Below are 17,065 nucleotides of genomic sequence, written 5' to 3'. Positions count from 1 at the left end.
TCCGCGGCAAAGAATGGCGTCGGCCATCCCTGAATGAGGTAGAGATCCATGCGTGTTCTGCTCGTCGAAGACCATTTGCCACTGGCCGAAAGTGTCGCCCAGGCGCTCAAGAGCACCGGTCTGACCGTGGACGTGTTGCACGACGGCGTGGCCGCTGACCTGGCCTTGGGCAGCGAGGAGTACGCGATGGCGATCCTCGATGTCGGCCTGCCGCGCATGGACGGATTTGAAGTGCTGGCGCGTCTGCGGGCCCGGGGCAAGAACCTGCCGGTGCTGATGCTCACGGCCCGCAGCGACGTCAAGGATCGGGTCCATGGGCTCAACCTCGGTGCCGACGATTATCTGGCCAAACCGTTCGAGCTGACCGAGCTTGAGGCGCGGGTCAAAGCCCTGCTGCGCCGCAGTGTGCTCGGCGGCGAACGGCAGCAGCGTTGTGGGGTACTGGCTTACGATCTGGATACCCGGCGCTTCACCCTCGGCGAAGAACTGCTGACGCTGACCTCCCGCGAGCAAGCGGTGCTTGAAGCGCTGATCGCGCGCCCGGGCCGGGTGATGAGCAAGGAACAACTGGCGTCGCAAGTGTTCGGTCTCGACGAAGAGGCTAGTCCCGACGCCATCGAAATCTACGTGCATCGCCTGCGCAAGAAACTCGACGGCCAACCGGTGGCCATCGTGACCTTCCGCGGTCTTGGCTACTTGCTGGAAAGCCGCGATGCATAAGCCCAGCAGCCTGCGCTGGCGGTTGTTGTGGAACCTCGCGCTGTTGCTGGTGGTGTTGATGCTGGCCAGCGGCTTGAGCGCTTACTGGAACGGTCGCGAAGCTGCCGACACCGCTTATGACCGCACCTTGCTGGCGTCGGCGCGGACCATCGCCGCCGGCCTCTCGCAGCGAGACGGCAGCCTCAGCGCCGACGTGCCTTACGTGGCCCTCGACACCTTCGCCTACGACAGCGCGGGACGCATCTATTACCAGGTCAACGATATCCATCAGAAGCTGATTTCCGGTTACGAAAACCTGCCGGGCCCACCGCCGGGAACACCGAGAACCGACAGCTACCCGGCGCTCGCGCGTTTTTACAACGCCACGTATCAGGGCCAGAACGTGCGCGTCGTCAGTCTGTTGAAAGCCGTGACCGAGCCGAACATGAACGGCATGGCGGAAATCCGTGTCGCCGAAACCGACGAAGCACGCGTCAGCATGGCCCGCAGTCTGGCGGCCGACACCTTGCTGCGATTGGGCATGTTGGCGATTGGCGCATTGTTGCTGGTGTGGTTTGCGGTCAGCGCGGCGTTGCGTCCGATCGAGCGTTTGCGCACCGCGGTCGAAGAGCGTCAGCCCGACGATCTGCGGCCCTTGCCGTTGGTGGAGGTGCAGCACGAATTGTGGCCGTTGGTGCGGGCGCTCAATCACTTCACCGAGCGCTTGCGCGGGCAGTTCGAGCGTCAGGCGCAATTCATCGCCGATGCGGCCCACGAACTGCGCACGCCGCTGGCGGCGCTCAAGGCGCGACTTGAGTTGGGCCTGCGCTCAAACGAGCCGCAGACCTGGCGCGACACGCTGGAATCTTCGGCGCAAAGCACCGATCGGCTGACCCACCTGGCCAACCAGTTACTGTCGCTGGCCCGGGTGGAAAACGGCGCCCGGGCGATTGCCGAAGGCGGCGCGCAGTTGCTTGATCTGAGCCAATTGGCCCGGGAGCTGGGCATGGCCATGGCGCCGCTGGCCCATGCTCGCGGCGTGGCGTTGGCGCTGGAAGCGGACGAACCGGTCTGGCTGCGCGGCGAGCCGACATTGCTCAACGAACTGTTGAGCAATCTGGTGGACAACGCGCTGGCGCACACGCCGTCGGGCGGTAACGTGATCTTGCGGGTGCTGTCGCCGGCAGTGCTGGAGGTTGAAGACGACGGTCCGGGCATTCCGCAGGATGAGCGTGACCGGGTGTTCGAGCGTTTCTACCGACGCAACCAGCAGGTCGCCGGTTCCGGGCTGGGGCTGGCGATTGTCGGGGAAATCTGCCGCGCGCATCTGGCGCAGATCACGCTGCACGATGGCGAGCAGGCGGGGTTGAAGGTGCGGGTGAGCTTTATTGCCGGCTAAGGATCAGTAAAACATCGACCGCGATTCTTCCAGGTCGGCACACAGCACTTTGTTGTCAGGATCGATCCCCAGTTTGCGGAAGGCCGGCACACTGAAAGGGTCGATGCGGGCGAGGGGGTGGTCAGTGTCCTTGTGGCAATACAGGCTGGCCACTTGCACCAGATCCACGTAATCGATCTGCGACGAATCGCGTTTCAGATCCTGATACAGCCCCGGCAACTCCACCAGCCGCTCGGGGAATTCCCAGACCCGCAGCAATTTGTCGCCCAGCAGCGGATGAATGTGGTCGATCACATGGTTGAGGCTGACCGGGTCGGACAGCAATTCGTAGTGGTCTTCGGCATAGGTCAGGATTGGCAGCACACCGATCTGGTGCACCAGTCCGCCCAGCGCGGCCTGATCAGGCTTGAGCTGGGTATAGCGGCGGCACAGTGCGTAGCTGACCCCGGCGATTTCCAGGCTCTTGCGCCAGACTTCGCGCATCTTCTGTTCGACCACGTCGGAGCGGGCGTGGAAGATCTGCTCCATCACCAGACCGATCGCCAGGTTGCTGCTGTAGTTGACGCCCAGCCGGGTGATCGCGGTGTGCAGGTCGGTGACTTCCTGGGTCGCGCGCAGCAACGGGCTGTTGACCACTTTGATCAGGCGCGCCGACAGCGCCGTGTCACGGCCGATCACTTTGCTCAGGTCGCTGACGCTGATATCCGGGTCTTCAGCGGCCTTGCGAATCTGCAGGGCCACTTCCGGTAACGTTGGCAGAACCAGGTCATCGTTATCGATGGCCTCAACCAAATCCTGTTGGACCTTATCCGCCAGCTCACTCATGTCGTTTCTCTAGGGTGTTGCACAAATACTGCGATCAACGCTGGATTTCGCGGTCGCGATCCAGTTCGTAAGGCAGGTCGAGCAAGTGCAGCGTCGGACCTTCGGCCGTGCCCAGATGCAAATCGCCCGCTTCGGCAGCTTCGGCCTGCAACACCGCCAGCAGTTCAATATTTTTCTCGGCGCGGGCGGCCAGCACCACTTCGCCGATGGAGCTGCCGTGGCTCGGGGCGAACAGCGGGGTGCCCGGCTCCGGCAATTCGCTGGCGTCCAGTTGCACGCGGTACAGGCGACGCTTGAGCTTGCCCAGGTATTGCATGCGCGCAACGATTTCCTGGCCGGTGTAGCAGCCTTTCTTGAAACTCACGCCGCCGACGGCTTGCAGGTTGAGCATCTGCGGGATGAACAGCTCACGGGTGCTCGGCATGACTTGACCGATACCGGCGCGGATCTGGCCCAGCAGCCATTGATTGAGTTCGGCTTCGCTCAGTTGTGCGGACAGCTTGCCTTTGATGCTGTCGGACTGATCGGCCGGCACCCAGAGTTCGGCACGGTTCGGGGAGACGCGAATGGCGATCAGGCCTTCGTGGCGGGCCACGCTGTCGGTTTCTGCCGGCAGTTCCAGACCCAGGCTGCTCAGGGCAGCATCGCCATGATCGAGGCCGAAGCGCACCCAGGAGGCGCTTTCGTCGGTCAGTTTCGATTTGGAGAACACCGCGTACTTTTTCAGATCCGCCAGTTGCGGCTCCAGCAGCTCGCCGGCCATGGCCAGCAGCACGCCGTCGCCTTCAAGCACGATGCGGAAACTCGACTGCATCCGGCCTTTCTGCGTGCAGCGGGCACCGAGGCTGGCCTGGGTATCATTCAAGTAATTGATGTTGCAGGTCAGCTGGCCTTGCAGGAATTTGCCGGCATCCGCGCCGCGAACCGCGAGAACGCCTTCATGAGACAGGGTGCAGAAAAAAGCAGAATCGGCCATGGGTCATCGCAGGGTAAATAGACTGGGGCACATCATAAGGGGGTGGTGTTGAAATGGGTAGTTCATAAAGGATCGGTGGTGCCCGACCAAAGCCGACTGTTCGCCCCGTGTCGGGGCTGTATACTTGCCGCCTATTTGAGGAGGGCTCCATGGTCGAACAAGTTGAACTGAATCGCCTCTTTTGGCACAGCCGTCGCGGCATGCTTGAACTTGACGTGCTGCTGGTGCCGTTCGTGAAAGAGGTCTACGCGAATCTGAACGAGGTGGATCGCGCGCTGTATGTCCGCCTGCTCGAGTGCGAGGATCAGGACATGTTCGGCTGGTTCATGGAGCGCAGCGAGTCTGAAGACCCCGAGCTGCAACGCATGGTTCGCATGATTCTGGATCGTGTCCAGCCCAAGTAACACGTTCGAATGCCGCTGGCAGGCCTCACGGCAATTGCTGGCGGCGTATCTCCTGGCCCAGGCGTTCGCCCTGTGCGCTCTGTTTCTGCTTGTCCTGCCTTTCTGGGTCAGTCTGCTTGGGGCGGTAGCCTGTCTGAGCCATGCCGCATGGGTGTTGCCCCGCCAGATTCTGTTGAGTCATCCCAAGGCTTTCTGCGGATTGCGTCGTGACGCCGATGGCTGGCAGCTGTGGAATCAGGCCGATGGCTGGCACCCGGTGCAGTTGCGCCCGGACAGCCTGGCGCTGCCATTGATCGTGGTTTTGCGCTTTCGATTGCGTGGGGAGTGGCGGGTCAGGTCGATCTGCGTGCCCCGGGACTCGCAGGCGGCGGATTTGCATCGACGCCTGCGAGTACGCCTCAAGTTCAGCCGGCGTAGGTGGGCGGCACCAGAATAGTGTCGAGGGCTTCGGGCAGCAGATCCGGGTAGTCGAGGGTGTAATGCAGGCCTCGGCTCTCTTTGCGCTCCATGGCTGAGCGGATCATCAATTCCGCCACTTGCGCCAGGTTGCGCAGCTCGATCAGGTCGCGACTGACTTTATAGTTGCTGTAGAACTCGTCGATTTCGTCCAGCAACAGACGCACGCGATGTTGTGCGCGTTGCAGGCGTTTGTTGGTGCGCACGATGCCGACGTAGTCCCACATGAAGCGCCGCAGCTCGTCCCAGTTGTGCGCGATGATCACGTCTTCGTCGGAGTCGGTCACCTGACTTGCGTCCCAGGCGGGCAGGGCGCGGGGGATGCCGATATCGGACAACTGCTCGAGAATGTCCGCGGCTGCGGAACGGGCATAGACGAAGCATTCCAGCAGCGAGTTGCTGGCCATGCGGTTGGCGCCGTGCAGGCCGGTGAAGCTGGTTTCGCCGATGGCGTACAGCCCGGGCACGTCGGTGCGGCCCTGTTGGTCGACCATCACGCCGCCGCAGGTATAGTGCGCCGCCGGAACAACCGGGATCGGTTGCTTGGTGATGTCGATGCCGAATCCGAGGCAACGCTCGTAAACCGTCGGGAAGTGCGTCTTGATGAACGCTTCGGGTTTGTGGCTGATGTCGAGATACACGCAATCGACACCCAGGCGCTTCATCTCATGGTCGATGGCCCGAGCGACGATGTCCCGTGGCGCCAGTTCGGCGCGCGGGTCGAAACGCTGCATGAAGCGCTCGCCGTTCGGCAGTTTCAAATGCGCGCCTTCGCCGCGCAGGGCTTCGGTGATCAGGAAACTCTTGGCCTGCGGGTGATACAGGCAAGTGGGGTGGAACTGATTGAACTCCAGGTTCGCCACCCGGCAGCCAGAACGCCAGGCCATGGCGATGCCATCACCGCAGGCGCCGTCAGGGTTGCTGGTATAGAGGTAGACCTTGGCGGCGCCGCCAGAAGCCAGTATCACGAACCGGGCGCCGTAGGTGTCGACTTCGCCGGTCTTGCGGTTGAGCACGTAGGCGCCGAGGCAGCGGTCGCCGTCCAGTCCCAGGCGTCGTTCGGTGATCAGATCGACGGCGACGCGCTGTTCCAGCAGCTCGATGTTCGGGCGTTGTTTGGCTTGGGTCAGCAAGGTTGTGAAGATCGCAGCACCGGTGGCATCGGCGGCGTGAATGATGCGGCGGTGGCTGTGGCCGCCTTCGCGGGTGAGATGGAACTCGAAGCCGCCATCTTCTGTGCCGGACTGCTCATCTCGGGTGAACGGCACGCCCTGGTCAATCAGCCACTGGATCGCCTCTTTGCTGTGCTCGACAGTGAAACGTACCGCGTCTTCATGGCACAGGCCGCCACCGGCATTGAGCGTGTCGTCGACGTGGGATTCGACAGTGTCGGTGTCATCCAGCACGGCCGCGACGCCACCCTGGGCCCAATAAGTCGAACCGTTGGCGAGATCGCCCTTGCTCAATACGGCGATGCGCAAGTGACCGGGCAGGGTCAGCGCGAGACTCAAACCGGCAGCGCCGCTGCCAATCACCAGAACATCGTGTTGAAACTGTTGGCTCATTTCAGGATTCCGCTCAAAGCGACCCGGGTCGGGGTTGGCGCAAGACAGGCGGATGGGCGAGTCGAGACAGCCACACAGCCCACTAGTATATAGAGGGGTGGGGCGGCACAATAGCCGGGCCGATATGGCATTGTGAAACTACCGTGACGGAAAAATACGGACGCTTTGTCGGATGTTTTTTTCGCCGGTTTTGGGAAAAAGCGACTGTATCGCAGATGAAACACGCTTTTTCCGCTCACGGTTGCCCAATGTCGGCGTGGCGCGTCTATAAATATTTGGAACTTTTGCCAGAGGGCCAAGATCAATAGACAGTTGCCCGAAACAAGGGACAGTGTCGGCTTCAATGCGGAACCTGCGGTTGGGTTCTAGCCGGCGAGCCGATTAAAAGATTATTCGCGCAGCCGGTTTATCCCGCGCTGCGTTTTTCGTGCGTGCCAAATCAGAGCCCGCAGGAAACTTGCTTGGAGGGGGAGAACTTTTGCGAAAAGCCCGAGTCTATGTTTGCAAGTCCGGTCGTTTAGTCATGCAAGCTTCCTCCGAGTTTATCGAGGAGTGTTCATGCTAACCCAGGAAGAGGATCAGCAGCTGGTCGAGCGCGTTCAGCGCGGTGACAAGCGAGCTTTCGATCTGCTCGTGTTGAAGTATCAACACAAAATTCTCGGGTTGATCGTGCGTTTCGTGCACGACACCCATGAAGCCCAGGATGTTGCTCAAGAAGCCTTTATCAAGGCTTACCGGGCACTAGGAAATTTCCGCGGAGACAGTGCGTTTTATACGTGGCTTTACCGCATCGCCATCAACACGGCGAAAAACTATCTGGTTTCACGCGGCCGCCGGCCGCCGGATAGCGATGTCAGTTCCGAAGATGCAGAGTTCTATGACGGCGATCACGGCCTGAAGGATCTCGAATCTCCCGAACGCGCATTGCTGCGGGATGAGATCGAAGGCACCGTCCATCGAACCATTCAGCAACTGCCAGAGGATTTGCGCACGGCTTTAACTTTGCGCGAATTCGACGGTCTGAGTTACGAGGACATCGCGAGCGTCATGCAATGTCCGGTTGGTACCGTGCGCTCCCGGATTTTCCGCGCCCGGGAGGCCATCGATAAAGCCCTGCAGCCGTTGTTGCAGGAAAACTAAAGACAGCGGCGACAGCCAAGAGAGGAACGCCATGAGTCGTGAAGCCCTGCAGGAATCGCTGTCCGCAGTGATGGATAACGAAGCGGACGAACTGGAATTGCGTCGGGTGCTCAATGCACTGGACGATGTTGAAACCCGTGAAACCTGGGCTCGTTATCAGATCGCTCGGGCAGCCATGCACAAGGATCTGCTGCTTCCACGCCTGGATCTCGCTGCGGCAGTGTCTGCTGCGCTGGAAGACGAAGCCACTCCAGCCAAAGTGTCCCGCGGTCCATGGCGCAGCCTGGGTCGTCTGGCCGTTGCAGCCTCGGTGACCGTTGCCGTTCTGGCGGGTGTTCGTCTGTATAACCACGACGAAATTGCCGGTGTTGAACTGGCGCAGCAATCCAATCAGCCTGCATTGGCCGTTCCTCAAGTCAAAGGCCCGGCTGTATTGGCAGGCTACAATGAGAGTTCGGAAGCCACCGGCCCTATGGCCAATGGTGTGCTGCAAGGCCAGCCAGGCTGGCACGATCAGCGTCTACCAGGTTACCTGCGCCAACACGCTCAACAAGCTGCGCTGAAAGGTACTGAAAGCGCATTGCCTTACGCGCGTGCAGCAAGTCTGGAAAACCGTTAAGGAGGATCATGCGCGCCATACCTCTACTTTCGCTTCTGCTCAGTGGCTGGTTCATCGTTCCAGCCCACGCCGATGAGGCCCAGGATTGGCTGACCCGTCTGGGCCAGGCCGAGCAGCAGCAAAGCTTTCACGGCACATTCGTTTACGAGCGTAACGGTAGTTTCTCTACCCATAACATCTGGCATCGTGTCCAGAATGGTCAGGTCCGCGAGCGTTTGCTTCAGCTCGACGGCTCGGCTCAGGAAGTCGTGCGCGTTGATGGGCATACTCAATGCGTCAGCGGCACCCTGATTGCGGGACTGGGGGACTCTCCCAGCTCTGCCGCTCGTCCTCTTGATCCTCAAAAGCTGAAGAATTGGTATGACCTTGCCGTCATCGGCAAGTCGCGTGTGGCCGGGCGTGAGGCGGTGATCGTGTCGCTGACGCCACGCGATCAGCATCGCTATGGATTCGAGCTGCATCTGGACAAGGAAACGGGCTTGCCGCTCAAGTCGTTGCTGCTCAACGACAACGGGCAATTGCTTGAAAGGTTCCAGTTCACTCGACTGGAGACTTCTGAAGTTCCGTCCGATAAGGATCTTCAAGCCGATTCCGATTGCAAGCCTGTGAACCTTGAAGGCGACAAGGCTTCTGCCGTCAAGACCGCTCAGGTCTGGCGCTCTGACTGGCTGCCTCCTGGCTTTGAACTCACCAGCAGTTCTTCGCACAAGGATCCCGAGACCAAGACGCAGGTCAACAGCCTACTGTATGACGATGGTCTGGCGCGATTCTCTGTATTCCTCGAGCCGCTGAACGGTGCAACCGTCACCGATACCCGGACTCAGTTGGGCCCTACCGTTGCCGTATCCCGTCGCTTGACCACGCCTCAAGGTGAAGTGATGGTGACGGTTGTCGGCGAGATTCCAATCGGCACCGCTGAGCGGATTGCCTTGTCGATACGCAATGATGGCGCTGCAACCAGCAAGCAGTGAGCTGATTCCAGCTGTTTCCACCTCGTTTTCGAGACGTGAAATGTTTGCTGAGCATTTTCATTTGCAAATAATCCGAAAATTTTTTATAGGTCAGAGCCTCACGGCTCTGGCCTTGTTTTGTTGTTCCCGGAACAAAAATGCCGGCCTGTAGTTCCCGGTGTTCCTTGCTCCATATCGCTTAACCCTGCTCGTCGTAACGGGAGCTGTATGTCGATACCAAGCTTGAAGTCTTATCTCTCCATCGTCGCCACCGTGCTGGTGCTCGGTCAGGCTGTTCCTGCAGCCCAGGCGGCTGAAGCGGCCAGCCCGGCCAACCTGCCGGATTTCACCCAGTTGGTCGAACAGGCCTCGCCTGCGGTGGTGAACATCAGTACCACGCAAAAGCTGCCGGATCGCAAAGTGAACCAGCAGATGCCAGACCTGGAAGGCTTGCCGCCGATGCTGCGCGAGTTCTTCGAGCGCGGGATGCCGCCACAACAACGTTCTCCGCGTGGTGATCGCCAGCGTGAGGCGCAATCGTTGGGATCGGGCTTCATCATCTCGCCGGATGGCTACATCCTGACCAACAACCACGTGATTGCCGACGCCGACGAAATCCTCGTTCGTCTGGCGGATCGCAGTGAAATGAAAGCCAAGCTGATCGGCACCGACCCACGCTCCGACGTGGCCCTGCTGAAAATCGAAGGCAAGGATCTGCCAGTACTCAAACTCGGCAAATCCCAGGATCTGAAAGCCGGCCAGTGGGTCGTGGCGATCGGCTCGCCGTTCGGCTTCGATCACACGGTGACCCAAGGCATTGTCAGCGCCGTTGGCCGCAGCCTGCCAAACGAAAACTATGTGCCGTTCATTCAGACCGACGTGCCGATCAACCCGGGCAACTCCGGTGGTCCGCTGTTCAACCTGAACGGTGAAGTGGTGGGGATCAACTCGCAGATCTACACCCGTTCCGGTGGCTTCATGGGCGTTTCGTTCGCCATTCCGATCGACGTTGCCATGGACGTATCCAACCAGTTGAAAAGCGGTGGCAAAGTCAGCCGTGGCTGGCTGGGTGTGGTCATTCAGGAAGTGAACAAGGATCTGGCCGAGTCGTTCGGTCTGGAAAAACCGGCCGGTGCGCTGGTGGCGCAGATCCAGGATGACGGTCCGGCTGCCAAGGGCGGGCTGCAAGTGGGCGACGTGATCCTGAGCATGAACGGTCAACCGATCGTCATGTCCGCTGACCTGCCTCATCTGGTCGGCGCGCTGAAGGCTGGCGCCAAGGCCAATCTGGAAGTGATCCGTGAAGGCAAGCGCAAGAATGTCGAGCTGACCGTCGGCGCGATTCCTGACGAAGACAAGGAGCTGGATGCCCTGCCGAAGTCCGGTGTCGAGACCAACAGCAATCGTCTGGGTGTTTCGGTCGCTGAACTGTCTGCCGAGCAGAAGAAAACCTACGACCTCAAGGGTGGTGTGGTGATCAAGGAGGTGCAGGACGGTCCTGCCGCCCTGATCGGCCTGCAGCCAGGCGATATCATCACTCACCTGAACAACCAGGCCATTGGTTCGGCCAAGGAGTTCTCCGAGATCGCCAAGGCACTGCCGAAGAATCGCTCCGTGTCGATGCGGGTTCTGCGTCAGGGTCGTGCCAGCTTCATCACGTTCAAGCTGGCTGAATGATTCAATAGCGGTTGAGTAAAAGAAAACCGCCTCGAAAGAGGCGGTTTTTTTGTGTCCGGCGTTTTTCCTGGATCAGGCTTATCCCATCATGTCCTTGATCATGCGTTCCTGCTCCATCAGCTCGCGCTGACGCGCATCGATACGCGACGAAAGCGGGAAGTTGCTGCCAGCCTTGCGTTTGGCGAAGTCCAGTTGCTGGATGGCCTGACGATAGTCGCCAACCAGCGCGAAGTACTCGGCGCGAGCTTGATGCAGGCCGATGATATTGCCCGACAGACCGCGCGTTTCAGCCACCTGATACCAGACGTCCGGATCGTCCGGGCGTGATTTGAGCAGACCTTCGAGGGCTTTTTCCGCATCGGCGGTGCGATTCTGTTTCAGTAACAGATCGACTCGCACCTGATTCAACGGGTAGTTGCCCGGATACTGCGTCAGCATGCGGTCGACCCGCGACTGCGCCTCCGCCAGGCGATTGTTGGTGATATCCAGATCGACCTGCGCGAGATTGAAGATGATCTCGTTTGGCGATCTCTCCAGCAGTTGCTTGAGATTCTCCCGTGCCTCATTCAACTGGCCGCCCTTGATCTGGGCAATCGCCAGACCATAACGAGCCACGTCGTTTTTCGGGTTTTCATCCAGCTGTGCGCGGAAACGCTTGGCACCAAGGCCCGGGGTTTCCTCGTAGATCAGTTGCACCCGCGCGCGAATCAGTTGATAGCGCACGCTGTCTTCGATCCCGCCGGGTTTGGCCTGCTCGGCACGGTTGCGGGTGTCAGCGATCCGCGATTCGGTCACCGGGTGAGTCAGCAGGAATTCTGGCGGCTTGGCGTCGTAGCGGTACTGGCGCATCAGGCGTTCGAACATGGTCGGCATGGAGCGCGGGTCGTAGCCGGCCTTCTCTAGGTTGAGAATGCCGATGCGGTCGGCTTCCTGTTCGTTCTGGCGCGAGAAGGTCCGTTGCGACTGGATCGCCGCCGCCTGGGTGCCGGCGATGGTCGCGATCCCGGCCTCGCCACCACCGGCGGCCGCAATGACGATCCCGGCCAGCAACGCGGCCATCATCGGCACCTGCATCCGCTGGGACGCCTCGACGCCTCGGGCGAAGTGACGTTGGGACAAGTGAGCCAGTTCGTGAGCCAGTACCGAGGCATATTCACCTTCGGTCTGGGCATTGAGGAACAGACCGCCGTTGACCCCGACAATCCCGCCCGGTGCCGCGAAGGCGTTGAGTTGCGGGCTGTTGATCAGGATGAATTCCAGGCGTCGGTCGTTGACCTGGCTGGTTTCCACCAGTTTATAGACGCTGGACTCGACGTAGTCCTTGAGCTGTGGATCGTTGAGCTGTGAAACCTGGCTGCGCAGCAGCGCCAACCACGCGCGGCCCAGTTGGTATTCCTGTTGTGGCGAGACGATGGCAGAACTGGCGTCACCGAGTGACGGCAGGTCGTCGGCAAAGCCCGGTGAGGCGAGCAAGCAAGCGAGCGTCAGCAGGGTAGGGCGCAAAAATGTCATGCACAAAGCCTTAGTCGACAAAGACCTTACTGTAGCCGGACACCGGGCTTGCGACCAGATATTCTAGGCAGCCTGACCCTCTGAACCGGAGTAACGCATGACCGACGCTGTAGCCCATGACTGTGAACTGGACGCCAGCGGCCTGAATTGCCCGTTGCCGTTGCTCAAGGCCAAGATGGAACTGAACAAGCTGCCCAGCGGCGCGGTACTCAAGGTGATCGCCACTGACGCCGGCTCGCAACGCGACTTCCGCACCTTTGCCCGGTTGGCCGGTCATACGCTGCTGCGTGAAGAAGACGAGGCGGGCGTCTACCGTTACTGGTTGAAAAAAGCCTGAAACCGACAGCGTAAAAGACCTAAGGATTATTGATGTTCAAAGTGTTACGCGACTGGATTCAGCGCTACTTTTCCGATGAGGAAGCCGTGGTGCTGGCGGTGTTGTTGTTTCTCGCCTTCACCGCCGTGCTTACCCTTGGCGGAATGCTCGCGCCCGTGTTGGCGGGGATGGTGCTGGCGTACCTGATGCAGGGGCTGGTGGTCACCCTTGAGCGCCTGCGCATGCCGGGCGGCGCAGCGGTGGGTCTAGTGTTTGCGCTGTTCATGGGCGTGCTGATGCTGTTCATCGTCGTGGTGTTGCCGCTGCTCTGGCATCAATTGATCACGCTGTTCAACGAGCTACCGGGCATGCTCGCCAAGTGGCAATCGCTGTTGTTGCTGCTGCCGGAGCGCTATCCACATCTGGTGTCCGACGAGCAGGTGCTGCAAGCCATCGAAGCCGCGCGCGGCGAGATCGGCAAATTCGGCCAGTGGGCGCTGACGTTCTCGTTGTCGAGCCTGCCGCTGCTGGTGAACATCATGATTTACCTGGTCCTGGTGCCGATCCTGGTGTTCTTCTTCCTCAAGGATCGGGTGATGATCGGCGAGTGGGTGCGCGGCTATTTGCCGCGTGAGCGGGCGCTGATCACCCGGGTTGCCGAGGAAATGAACCGACAGATCGCCAACTACATTCGTGGCAAGGTCATCGAAATCGTGATCTGTGGCGGGGTGACCTACATCGCCTTCGTCGCCCTCGGGCTGAACTACGCGGCGCTGCTGGCGTTACTGGTGGGCGTGTCGGTGGTGGTGCCGTATGTCGGGGCGGTGGTGGTGACTGTGCCGGTGATGTTGATTGCGCTGTTCCAGTGGGGCTGGAGCGATCAGTTCATCTATTTGATGGCGGTCTACGGGATCATCCAGACGCTGGACGGCAACGTGCTGGTGCCGTTGCTGTTTTCCGAAGCGGTCAACTTGCACCCGGTGGCGATCATCTGCGCGGTGCTGTTGTTCGGCGGGTTGTGGGGTTTCTGGGGTGTGTTCTTCGCGATTCCGCTGGCGACGCTGTTCAAGGCTGTGCTGGATGCGTGGCCGCGCAAGGAGCCGGTGGTGGCGCCGCTACTCTGAAAGCGATTCGGCGCCCGCCAGGGCGCCGAAAGGATCAGGCCTTGTTCAGCGCCTGAGCAGCAGCCAAAACTGCATCAACGTGGCCCGGCACCTTCACGCCGCGCCATTCCTGGCGCAGTACGCCATTCTTGTCGATCAGGAACGTGCTGCGATCAACGCCCAGGTATTCCTTGCCGTAGAGCTTTTTCAGTTTGATCACGTCGAACAGCTGGCAGACGGCTTCGTCCTTGTCGCTGATCAGCTCGAACGGAAACTCCTGCTTGCACTTGAAGTTCTCGTGGGACTTCAGGCTGTCGCGCGAGATGCCGAAGATTTCCGTGTTGGCAGCCTTGAACGCCGCGTACTGATCACGAAAGCCCTGACCTTCGGTGGTGCAGCCCGGGGTGCTGTCCTTCGGGTAGAAGTAGATCACCACTTGCTTGCCCTTGAGGGCCGAAAGGCTGACGGTCTGCCCGCTGGTGGCGGGCGCTTCGAAATCGGCAACCGGTTGATCGATAGCTACGGCCATGAAAGCTTCCTTACATTGGGTTCTGTGGGCGCCACGGTTCGATCAGTGCGTCCAGGTTCATGGCATCGGCGAAGTCCAGGAACTGGTCGCGCAGCCAACTGATCTGAGTGCCGGCCGGCAGGGTCACGGTAAACGTGGCGTTGAGCATGGTGCCGCCGGTCTGCGGAGCCTGATAGGTATCGCAGGTCAGGTTTTCCAGCTCGACGTTGTGATCCATGAAGAACTGGCACAGCTCGTTGATGATGTCCGGGCGATAGGCCGAGGACACGTAAGCCACGTACGGCAGGGCCTGAGGACGGTTTTCCAGGGCGGCACTGCGCACGACATTTACGGTGAAAGCATGCTTCTTGGCCAGGCCCGGCAGGCTGCCTTCCAGGCGCGCCAGGGCGTCCCAGCTGCCGGAGATCTCGAGGATCAGCGCGCTGCACTCGCCGTGACGGGTCAGGCGGGAGGTGACGACCGCGCAGCGGTTTTCATGGCTGGCGCGGCACAGGACGTTGGTCAGCTCCATGGGATTGGCGCCGAGGGCACTGACGACAAGGAATTGTTCGCGAACTGTGGGGGTGGACATGCAGCATTCCTAAAGCGATGAGCGGTCGGTAGGGTGAGGGCGTTGAGTGCCGGGACATACCTGTCCGGAAGGCCCGATTCGTATATCGCTACGGCTCCAATAATAAGGAAGCGTAAGGCGGCGACACTGGAACGGGGCCTGGGAGGCCGAAACGGGGGGCTGGAACCCGGCGTACAAGCTGATCAGTACCGATCAAAGTCTGAAGGGTAGCGAAAAGCGGCGCCAAGGGGAATGGCGGCGCAGTACTTCGCTTGTGCAAGCATCTTGGCGCCAGTACCATTACCGCTCTCTTTTTCCGGCAGGAGCGGTTTCATGATTGCGGGCAGTATGGTGGCACTGGTCACACCCATGGATGCACAAGGGCGTCTTGACTGGGACAGCCTCAGCAAACTCGTGGACTTCCATCTCAAGAACGGCACCCATGCCATTGTCGCGGTCGGTACAACCGGCGAGTCGGCAACCCTTGATGTAGAAGAACACATTGCCGTCATCAAAGCCGTGGTCAAACAGGTGGCTGGTCGTATTCCGGTCATCGCCGGTACCGGCGCCAATTCGACCCGCGAAGCCGTCGAGCTGACCCGCAACGCCAAGGCGGCCGGCGCCGATGCCTGCCTGCTGGTAGTCCCGTACTACAACAAGCCGACCCAGGAAGGCCTGTACCAGCACTTCAAGCACATCGCCGAAGCGGTCGACATCCCGCAGATCCTCTACAACGTGCCTGGCCGCACTTCCTGCGACATGCAGGCCGAGACCGTGATCCGTCTGTCCACCGTGCCGAACATCATCGGTATCAAGGAAGCCACTGGCGACCTGAAGCGTGCCAAGGCAATCCTCGACGGCGTGAGCAAAGACTTCATCGTGCTGTCCGGCGATGATCCGACCGCCGTCGAGCTGATCCTGCTGGGCGGCAAAGGCAACATCTCCGTCACCGCCAACGTCGCCCCGCGCGAAATGGCCGACCTGTGCGAGGCCGCGCTCAAGGGCGACGCCGAGACCGCACGGGCCATCAACGAAAAACTGATGCCGCTGCACAAGGACCTGTTCATCGAAGCCAACCCGATTCCGGTGAAGTGGGCTTTGGTCGAAATGGGCCTGATGCACGAAGGCATCCGCCTGCCGCTGACCTGGCTGAGCGCTCCTTGTCATGAAACGTTGCGCTCGGCCCTGCGCCAGTGCAGCGTCCTGGTTTAATTGAGGAAGTACAACGCATGAAGCGAATGGCCGGACTTTCCGCACTTGCCTTGATTATCTCCAGCACCAGTGGCTGCGGATGGATCTGGGGCCCGGAAGGTTATTTCCGTGACCGTGGTAGCGACTACCTGGAAGCGAAACAGACTGCACCGATGCAATTGCCACCGGATGTCAGCACCTCCAAACGCCTGGATCCGCTGCTGCCGATCCCGCGTAACGTAGCCGACGACACCGCTACCGGCGAATATGTGGTTCCGCGTCCTCAACCGCTGTCGGCGATTGCCGACGCCAGCGACTACTCGCTGCAGAAGAGCGGTGATTCGCGCTGGGTCATGGGCCAGCATCCACCGGCCGAAGTCTGGCCAGTGGCTGTGCAGTTCTTCCAGGACAACGGTTTCCGTCTGGATGAACAGCGTCCGCAAACCGGCGAATTCACCACCACCTGGCAGCATTCCGACGAACTGTCCGCCGCCATGGCCAAGCGCCTGAGCGCCGCCGGCGTCGGTGCCGACAGCGAAACCCGCGTGCGGGTACGCATCGAGCCGGGCGTGCAGCGCAATACCAGTGAAATTTACGTGGTCAGCGCCGAGCGTCCTGCCGGCAGCACCGCCAATGTCGATTTCACCAACCGTTCGGTCAACACTGGCCTGGACGCTGCGCTGGTCGACGACATGCTCGCGAGCATGAGCCGCACTTCCGAGAAGGGCGGTTCGGTGTCGATGCTGGCGTCGCGTGATTTCGATACCCCGAGCCGTGTCAGCCTCAGCGAAGACGGCAGTGGCAACCCGGTATTGAACGTCGGTTCGGATCTGGATCGTGCCTGGTCGAGCGTCGGTCGTGCGCTGGAGCAAGGTCAGTGGCGCGTTGAAGACATCAACCGCAGCCTAGGCCTGTACTACATCAACCTGGCCGAAAAAGCCGAGAAGAAAGACGAGAAGCCTGGTTTCTTCAGCAGCCTGTTCGGCAGTGCGCCGACCAAGGAAGAAGTTGAAGCCCGTGCCGAGCGTTATCAGGTTCGCCTGAGCAAGGTTGGCGACAACGTTCAGGTCACCGTCGAGAAAAACATCAACACCGTTGCCCCGGCCGATGTGGCCCGCAAAGTGTTGAGCGTGATTCAGGACAATCTGGGCTGA

At 60.4% G+C, this 17,065-nt stretch carries 18 protein-coding genes; 12 read left to right on the top strand and 6 right to left on the bottom strand.

Translation table 11 applies throughout. The features are described from left to right. Window positions 1-48 precede the first annotated feature (48 nt). Both AC3WRD_RS26435 and AC3WRD_RS26430 read left to right on the top strand, forming a co-directional pair. Window positions 49-720 carry a response regulator gene (locus AC3WRD_RS26435; RefSeq protein WP_102622206.1) on the top strand — a complete coding sequence of 224 codons (672 nt, stop codon included), beginning with the start codon at window positions 49-51 and terminating at the stop codon, window positions 718-720. After that, entirely contained in the window at window positions 713-2,098 is a 1,386-nt protein-coding gene (locus tag AC3WRD_RS26430) for a sensor histidine kinase (protein WP_096819419.1), read from the top strand. Before AC3WRD_RS26435 ends, AC3WRD_RS26430 begins: the two co-directional genes overlap by 8 nt. A gap of 3 nt (window positions 2,099-2,101) precedes the next feature. Here the strand turns inward: AC3WRD_RS26430 and AC3WRD_RS26425 are convergent, their stop codons facing one another. Continuing rightward, a complete protein-coding gene (locus AC3WRD_RS26425; protein ID WP_096819418.1) occupies window positions 2,102-2,923 on the bottom strand; it encodes an HDOD domain-containing protein in 822 nt (273 codons plus the stop codon). A gap of 34 nt (window positions 2,924-2,957) precedes the next feature. Next, on the bottom strand, window positions 2,958-3,899 hold the full coding sequence (ygfZ, locus tag AC3WRD_RS26420; RefSeq protein WP_096819417.1) for a CAF17-like 4Fe-4S cluster assembly/insertion protein YgfZ: 942 nt from the start codon (window positions 3,897-3,899) through the stop codon (window positions 2,958-2,960). Window positions 3,900-4,048: 149 nt separating this feature from the next. Between ygfZ and AC3WRD_RS26415 the strand changes: the two genes are divergently transcribed. Continuing rightward, on the top strand, window positions 4,049-4,303 hold the full coding sequence (locus tag AC3WRD_RS26415) for an FAD assembly factor SdhE (protein WP_007957989.1): 255 nt from the start codon (window positions 4,049-4,051) through the stop codon (window positions 4,301-4,303). Beyond that, the gene (locus tag AC3WRD_RS26410) at window positions 4,287-4,739 is read left to right on the top strand and encodes a protein YgfX (protein WP_102622207.1); all 453 of its coding nucleotides are present in this window, start codon (window positions 4,287-4,289) and stop codon (window positions 4,737-4,739) included. Before AC3WRD_RS26415 ends, AC3WRD_RS26410 begins: the two co-directional genes overlap by 17 nt. Here the strand turns inward: AC3WRD_RS26410 and nadB are convergent. Then, a complete protein-coding gene (nadB, locus tag AC3WRD_RS26405) occupies window positions 4,708-6,324 on the bottom strand; it encodes an L-aspartate oxidase (RefSeq protein ID WP_102622208.1) in 1,617 nt (538 codons plus the stop codon). The two genes, AC3WRD_RS26410 and nadB, sit on opposite strands and share 32 nt — an antisense overlap. Window positions 6,325-6,882: 558 nt before the next feature. Between nadB and rpoE the strand changes: the two genes are divergently transcribed. From rpoE to AC3WRD_RS26385, 4 genes are all read left to right on the top strand, one after another. Next, window positions 6,883-7,464 (top strand): RNA polymerase sigma factor RpoE/AlgU, encoded by a 582-nt coding sequence (gene rpoE, locus AC3WRD_RS26400; RefSeq protein ID WP_003172477.1) that lies wholly within the window; start codon window positions 6,883-6,885, stop codon window positions 7,462-7,464. A gap of 31 nt (window positions 7,465-7,495) precedes the next feature. Then, a complete protein-coding gene (locus tag AC3WRD_RS26395) occupies window positions 7,496-8,083 on the top strand; it encodes a sigma-E factor negative regulatory protein (protein ID WP_096819414.1) in 588 nt (195 codons plus the stop codon). A gap of 8 nt (window positions 8,084-8,091) precedes the next feature. Then, on the top strand, window positions 8,092-9,054 hold the full coding sequence (locus tag AC3WRD_RS26390) for a MucB/RseB C-terminal domain-containing protein (RefSeq protein WP_102622209.1): 963 nt from the start codon (window positions 8,092-8,094) through the stop codon (window positions 9,052-9,054). 207 nt (window positions 9,055-9,261) lie between these two features. Then, window positions 9,262-10,710: a DegQ family serine endoprotease gene (locus tag AC3WRD_RS26385; protein WP_102622210.1), complete on the top strand. Its 1,449-nt coding sequence runs from the start codon at window positions 9,262-9,264 to the stop codon at window positions 10,708-10,710. Between the two features lie 78 nt (window positions 10,711-10,788). On the opposite strand, the gene AC3WRD_RS26380 is transcribed toward AC3WRD_RS26385, so the two are convergent. Beyond that, entirely contained in the window at window positions 10,789-12,222 is a 1,434-nt protein-coding gene (locus tag AC3WRD_RS26380; RefSeq protein WP_102622211.1) for a M48 family metalloprotease, read from the bottom strand. Window positions 12,223-12,319: 97 nt separating this feature from the next. Here AC3WRD_RS26380 and AC3WRD_RS26375 point away from each other — a divergent pair, with 97 nt between their 5' ends. Together AC3WRD_RS26375 and AC3WRD_RS26370 are read left to right on the top strand one after the other, a co-directional pair. After that, on the top strand, window positions 12,320-12,559 hold the full coding sequence (locus AC3WRD_RS26375; protein WP_007963279.1) for a sulfurtransferase TusA family protein: 240 nt from the start codon (window positions 12,320-12,322) through the stop codon (window positions 12,557-12,559). Window positions 12,560-12,591: 32 nt separating this feature from the next. Further along, window positions 12,592-13,662 (top strand): AI-2E family transporter, encoded by a 1,071-nt coding sequence (locus tag AC3WRD_RS26370; protein ID WP_096819410.1) that lies wholly within the window; start codon window positions 12,592-12,594, stop codon window positions 13,660-13,662. A 34-nt stretch (window positions 13,663-13,696) separates the two neighbouring features. Here AC3WRD_RS26370 and AC3WRD_RS26365 read toward each other — a convergent pair whose 3' ends face one another. Continuing rightward, complete coding sequence (locus AC3WRD_RS26365; RefSeq protein WP_096819409.1) at window positions 13,697-14,170, bottom strand: peroxiredoxin; 474 nt, start codon at window positions 14,168-14,170, stop codon at window positions 13,697-13,699. A 10-nt stretch (window positions 14,171-14,180) separates the two neighbouring features. Continuing rightward, window positions 14,181-14,741 carry a glycine cleavage system transcriptional repressor gene (locus AC3WRD_RS26360; RefSeq protein ID WP_096819408.1) on the bottom strand — a complete coding sequence of 187 codons (561 nt, stop codon included), beginning with the start codon at window positions 14,739-14,741 and terminating at the stop codon, window positions 14,181-14,183. A 312-nt stretch (window positions 14,742-15,053) separates the two neighbouring features. Here AC3WRD_RS26360 and dapA point away from each other — a divergent pair, with 312 nt between their 5' ends. Then, entirely contained in the window at window positions 15,054-15,932 is an 879-nt protein-coding gene (gene dapA, locus AC3WRD_RS26355) for a 4-hydroxy-tetrahydrodipicolinate synthase (RefSeq protein WP_096819406.1), read from the top strand. A gap of 17 nt (window positions 15,933-15,949) precedes the next feature. Beyond that, the gene (gene bamC, locus AC3WRD_RS26350) at window positions 15,950-17,065 is read left to right on the top strand and encodes an NlpB/DapX family lipoprotein (RefSeq protein ID WP_096819405.1); all 1,116 of its coding nucleotides are present in this window, start codon (window positions 15,950-15,952) and stop codon (window positions 17,063-17,065) included.

The sequence above is a fragment of the Pseudomonas sp. FW215-R2 genome (assembly GCF_058789255.1).
The sequence above is the reverse complement of the archived record's forward strand: the minus strand, read 5'-3'. Positions and strand labels throughout refer to the sequence as shown.